Raw genomic sequence first — 5,385 nt, forward strand, 5'->3', positions numbered from 1 at the left:
GCTGGCCGGGGCGTTCTCGCTTCCGGTGATCGGCCGCCTGCGCAAGCGTGTAGACAATCGACGCTATAACGGCGCGGCGCTGCTGGGCCTGCGCGGCGTAGTCATCAAAAGCCACGGTTCGGCCGACGTCTACGCCTACGGTTTCGCGCTGCAGCGAGCCCGCGAGGCAGTGGTCAGCAAACTCCTGGAGCGCACGGCCCGGGCCGTAGCGCAGATAACCAAGCGCCATCAGGCTTGCGGCGAGACCACCGCGTCCGGCGCGGCAGGAACTCCGGCATGAACAACACCCCCATGACTTACTCCAGGATCGCAGGCACGGGCGGCTTTCTGCCCGAGCGCGTGGTCTCCAACGAGGCATTGGCTGCCGATCTGGCCGCGCGCGGCATCGAAACCTCCGACGACTGGATCGTCGAGCGCACCGGCATCCGCCAGCGCCATCTGGCCGAACGCGGCGTCACAACCAGCCAACTGGCCACCGAGGCCGCACGCCTGGCCTTGCAAGACGCGGGCGTGCAGGCCGGCGAGGTCGATCTCATCATCCTCGCGACCTCCACCCCCGATTTCGTGTTTCCCAGCACCGCCTGCCTGGTGCAGGCCAATCTGGGTATCGCCGGCGGCGCAGCGTTCGACGTGCAGGCCGTCTGCAGTGGATTTGTCTATGCGCTGGCCACCGCCGACAGCTTCATTCGCGCCGGCCGTGCGCGCTGCGCGCTGGTCATCGGCGCCGAAGTCTTTTCGCGCATTCTCGACTGGAACGACCGCAAGACCTGCGTGCTGTTCGGTGACGGCGCCGGCGCGGTGGTGCTCAAGGCTTCCGAAGAGCCCGGCATTATTGCTGCGCATCTGCACGCCGACGGCAGCCTGGCCAAGATCCTGAATGCCTCGGGCAACGTGGCCTACGGCGAGGTGACGGGCGATCCGTTCCTGCGCATGGACGGCCAGGCCGTGTTCAAGCAGGCCGTCACCGTGCTCGAACGCTCGGCGCGAGCCGTGTGCGACGAAGCGGGGCTTTGGATTTCGGACCTCGACTGGCTGGTGCCGCACCAGGCCAATGTGCGTATCATCAACTTCCTGGGACGCAAGCTCGGCCTGCCTGCCGAGCGCGTCGTGGTCACGGTCGACCAGCATGCCAATACCTCGGCAGCCAGCGTGCCGCTGGCGCTCGACGCCGCGCGCCGCGACGGCCGCATCCGGGCCGGTCAGGCCGTTCTGATGCAGGGCGTGGGCGGCGGCTTCACCTGGGGTTCCGTGCTGGCCCGCATGTAAGCCGGCCCGCACCAATCGACGAGGCACATTCATGAAAATCGCATTTGTCTTTCCCGGCCAGGGTTCGCAGTCGGTCGGCATGCTCGACGCCTGGGCCGGCAATGCCGCGGTGGCCGACGTGCTGGTCCGCGCCGGTGCCGCGCTGGGTCAGGATCTGGGCAGTTTGATCGCCCAGGGCCCCGCGGATCAGCTCAATCTCACTACCAATACTCAGCCCGTCATGCTGACGGCCGCCTATGCCTGCTACGCCGCCTGGGCTGCCGCGGGCGGCCGCAAGCCCGACGTCATGGCCGGCCATAGCCTGGGCGAGTACACCGCCTTGACGGCGGCGGGCTCCCTGGCTCTGGAAGACGCCGTGCGCCTGGTGCGCGTGCGCGCCGACGCCATGCAGACCGCTGTGCCGGTGGGCACGGGCGGCATGGCCGCCATCCTGGGTCTGGACGACGATGCCGTGCGTGCCGCTTGCGCCCAGGCCGTTGCAAATGGCCAACCCGGCGACGTGGTCGAAGCCGTCAATTTCAATGCGCCGGCCCAGGTGGTCATCGCCGGCCACAAGGCGGCCGTCGAGCGCGCCTGCGAAGCCGCCAAGGCCGCAGGCGCCAAGCGCGCGCTGCCGCTGCCGGTGTCGGCGCCGTTCCACTCCAGCCTGCTCAAGCCTGCCGCCGACGTACTGGCCGGCGCGCTGGCCGAGATCGACGTGTCTGCGCCGTCCATCCCGGTGATCAACAACGTCGACGTGGCTCAGGTCGACGATCCCGTCGCGATCCGCGACGCACTGGTGCGCCAGGCCTGGCATCCGGTGCGCTGGGTCGAGACCATCCAGGCCATGAAGGCGCAAGGCGTCACGCATGTGGTCGAATGCGGTCCCGGCAAGGTGTTGGCCGGTCTCGTCAAACGCATCGACGGCGATCTCGTCGGCATGTCGATCGCCGATCCCGCTTCTCTGGAAGCCGCTCTGGCGGCCCTGCAAGGCTAAGGACATTCATGAGCACTCCCGAACTGCAAGGCAAGACCGCGTTGGTCACCGGCGCCACACGTGGCATCGGCCGCGCCATCGCGCTGGAGCTGGCCCGTCGCGGCGCCAACGTGGTCGGCACGGCGACCTCCGAAGCCGGTGCCAAAACGGTCCAGGAAACCCTGGCACCGCTGGGCGGCCGCGGCGTCGTGCTGAACGTTACCGATCCGGCGGCCTGCGATGCACTCATCGACGAGTTGGCCAAAGCGGGCGGCCCGCATATTCTGGTCAACAACGCCGGCATCACCCGCGACGGCTTGGCCATGCGCATGAAAGACGACGACTGGTCGGCGGTGATCGATACCAATCTGTCGGCGGTGTTCCGCCTTTCGCGTGGCGTGATGCGCCCCATGATGAAAGCCCGCTGGGGTCGTATCATCAACGTGACGTCGGTCGTCGGATCCAGCGGCAACGCCGGTCAGGCCAACTATGCCGCCGCCAAGGCCGGCCTGGCGGGCATGGCCCGTGCGCTGGCGCGCGAGCTGGGCAGCCGCGCCGTTACGGTCAACTGCGTGGCGCCGGGCTTCATCGATACCGATATGACCCGTGTCCTGGGCGAAGACCAGACTGCAGCGCTGATCCAGCAGATTCCGCTGGGGCACCTGGGACAACCTGAAGACATCGCCCATGCCGTGGCCTTCCTGGCCAGCCCGCAAGCCGGATACATTACGGGCACGACGCTGCACGTTAACGGCGGAATGTATATGCAATAGCGTCGAAACGCCGCCGATATAAGCAGTTTGGCGGTATTTCGTTTTGATCCCGCGGTGCCGGACGGCTATTAGGCCGGGCGAGCGGGCCTTAACCGAGCCAGTGTGATTTATTCCACGCTTGGCTATAATTCGCGGGATTTTTTCCCGTTACTGGAGATCTGCATGGAAAGCATCGAACAGCGCGTCAAGAAGATCGTCGCTGAACAACTGGGCGTCAACGAAGCCGAGATCAAGAACGAGTCCTCCTTCCTTGACGACCTCGGTGCCGATTCGCTCGACATGGTCGAACTGGTCATGGCACTCGAAGACGAGTTCGAAACCGAGATCCCCGACGAAGAGGCCGAGAAGATCACGACCGTGCAACAGGCCATCGACTACATCAACTCGCACAGCAAGCAATAAGCCTGCCGAGCTATCCATGCCGCGCGTCCGGAATCGCTCCGGACGAGGCGGGTGCGGGGCGGTTTCAGGAGTTTTGCCGGGCGGGCCTGGTGTCATGCAAAGGCCTGATGGCCGTTGTATGGCCATCCGTTGGGCGAATTCCGAGAACCGCCTTTGTTTTATCTGTGTTTAGGAGTCATCCGTGAAGCGACGCGTCGTCATCACCGGGCTGGGTATCGTGTCCCCTGTGGGCAATGATATTTCCACCGCCTGGGACAATATCGTCAACGGACGTTCGGGCATCACCCGCATTACGCGCTTCGATCCTTCGGCGCTGACGGCTCACATCGCCGGCGAGGTTAAAGGCTTCGACGTTACCCAATACATGTCGGCCAAAGACGCCCGCCAAATGGATACCTTTATCCATTACGGTCTGGCTGCGGGCATGCAGGCTTGGCAAGACAGCGGCCTGGAAGTCACCGAAGCCAATGCCGAACGCATTGGCGTGATCGTGGGTTCGGGCATCGGCGGACTGCCGCGCATCGAGGAAACCAACGCCGAGATGCTGGCCAAGGGGCCGCGCCGCATTTCGCCTTTCTTCGTGCCTGGGTCGCTGATCAACTTGATCTCGGGTCACCTGTCCATCCAGTACGGCCTGAAGGGACCGAGCTATGCCGTCGTGTCGGCTTGCACGACCGGCCTGCACAGCATCGGCGATGCCGCTCGACTGATCGAATACGGCGATGCCGATGTAATGATCGCCGGCGGCGCCGAATCCACTGTGTCGCCTCTGGGCATCGGCGGATTTGCCGCCATGCGCGCGCTCTCCACGCGCAACGACGATCCCGCCACGGCGTCGCGGCCCTGGGACCGCGACCGCGACGGCTTCGTGCTGGGCGAGGGCGCAGGCGTGCTGGTGCTGGAAGAATATGAACATGCCAAGAAGCGCGGCGCGCGCATCTATGGCGAGTTCGCCGGCTACGGCATGAGCTCCGACGCGCACCACATCACCGCGCCCGACCGCGACGGTCCGCGCCGCGGCGTCGTCAATGCGCTCAAGAACGGCGGCATCAACGTCGACGAGATCGACTACGTGAACGCCCACGGCACGTCCACGCCCCTGGGCGACAAGAACGAGACCGAGGCGCTCAAGCTGGCTTTTGGCGATCACGCCAAAAAGCTGGTGATCAATTCGACCAAGTCCATGACAGGTCACCTGTTGGGCGCGGCCGGCGGCATCGAGGCGGTGTTCACGACCCTGGCCGTGTACAACCAGATATCGCCGCCCACCATCAACATTTTCAACCAGGATCCGGAATGCGACCTGGACTACTGCGCCAACCAGGCGCGGCCCATGAAGATCGACGTGGCTCTGTCCAACTCTTTCGGTTTCGGCGGCACCAACGGCTCGATGGCCGTGCGTCGCATTTAAATTGATCGAGTGAGCGTGCCGGGCCGCTCCCAAGCGCTCACATCCCCCTCGGGGGGACGGCGCGTGCGCCTGGGGGGCAATCAATGAGCGAGCGCGACGCCGACGCCGAGCTTGTCGCACGCGTACAACGCGGCGACAAGCAGGCGTTCAATCTGCTGGTCATCAAGTACCAGCGCAAGATCCTGCGGCTGCTGTCCCGCATGATCCGCGACCCCGCCGATCTCGAGGACGTCGCCCAGGAGGCCTTCATCAAGGCGTACCGGGCCCTGCCGCAATTCCGCGGCGACAGCGCTTTCTACACCTGGCTGTACCGTATCGCCATCAATACGGCGCGCAACTGGCAGGCCGCCAATGGCCGCCGGCCCAGCGCGCCCAGCATAATTGAAACCGAAGACGGTGAAACTTTTAGCCAAATCGACAACCTAACCGATATCAGTACGCCGGAATCCATGATGGCAAGCCGTCAGATCGTCGACACGGTAAATGCGGCGATCGATGCCTTGCCCGAGGAATTGCGTACGGCTATCGTGTTGCGTGAAATAGAAGGTATGAGCTACGAAGATATCGCCCAGAGCATG

At 64.8% G+C, this 5,385-nt stretch carries 6 protein-coding genes and 1 pseudogene; all 7 read left to right on the forward strand.

The annotated features are described in order from the left end of the window. Nucleotides 1-280 (forward strand): annotated as a pseudogene (locus ACTHJ1_RS04670) (phosphate acyltransferase PlsX); the annotation flags it as partial. An 11-nt stretch (nucleotides 281-291) separates the two neighbouring features. After that, nucleotides 292-1,266 (forward strand): beta-ketoacyl-ACP synthase III, encoded by a 975-nt coding sequence (locus ACTHJ1_RS04675; RefSeq protein ID WP_440188431.1) that lies wholly within the window; start codon nucleotides 292-294, stop codon nucleotides 1,264-1,266. A gap of 31 nt (nucleotides 1,267-1,297) precedes the next feature. Next, nucleotides 1,298-2,242 (forward strand): ACP S-malonyltransferase, encoded by a 945-nt coding sequence (gene fabD / locus ACTHJ1_RS04680; RefSeq protein ID WP_440188418.1) that lies wholly within the window; start codon nucleotides 1,298-1,300, stop codon nucleotides 2,240-2,242. A gap of 8 nt (nucleotides 2,243-2,250) precedes the next feature. Continuing rightward, complete coding sequence (gene fabG, locus ACTHJ1_RS04685) at nucleotides 2,251-2,994, forward strand: 3-oxoacyl-ACP reductase FabG (protein ID WP_440188421.1); 744 nt, start codon at nucleotides 2,251-2,253, stop codon at nucleotides 2,992-2,994. Between the two features lie 162 nt (nucleotides 2,995-3,156). Further along, nucleotides 3,157-3,396, forward strand: a complete 240-nt coding sequence (gene acpP, locus ACTHJ1_RS04690; RefSeq protein ID WP_019936251.1) for an acyl carrier protein — start codon at nucleotides 3,157-3,159, stop codon at nucleotides 3,394-3,396. 181 nt (nucleotides 3,397-3,577) lie between these two features. Continuing rightward, on the forward strand, nucleotides 3,578-4,807 hold the full coding sequence (gene fabF, locus ACTHJ1_RS04695; protein ID WP_440188425.1) for a beta-ketoacyl-ACP synthase II: 1,230 nt from the start codon (nucleotides 3,578-3,580) through the stop codon (nucleotides 4,805-4,807). 83 nt (nucleotides 4,808-4,890) lie between these two features. Further along, a partial coding sequence (gene rpoE, locus ACTHJ1_RS04700; protein ID WP_440188428.1) for an RNA polymerase sigma factor RpoE occupies nucleotides 4,891-5,385 on the forward strand: 495 nt, incomplete at its 3' end.

The sequence above is a fragment of the Bordetella sp. genome (genome assembly GCF_051960075.1).
GTDB lineage: Bacteria > Pseudomonadota > Gammaproteobacteria > Burkholderiales > Burkholderiaceae_B > Bordetella.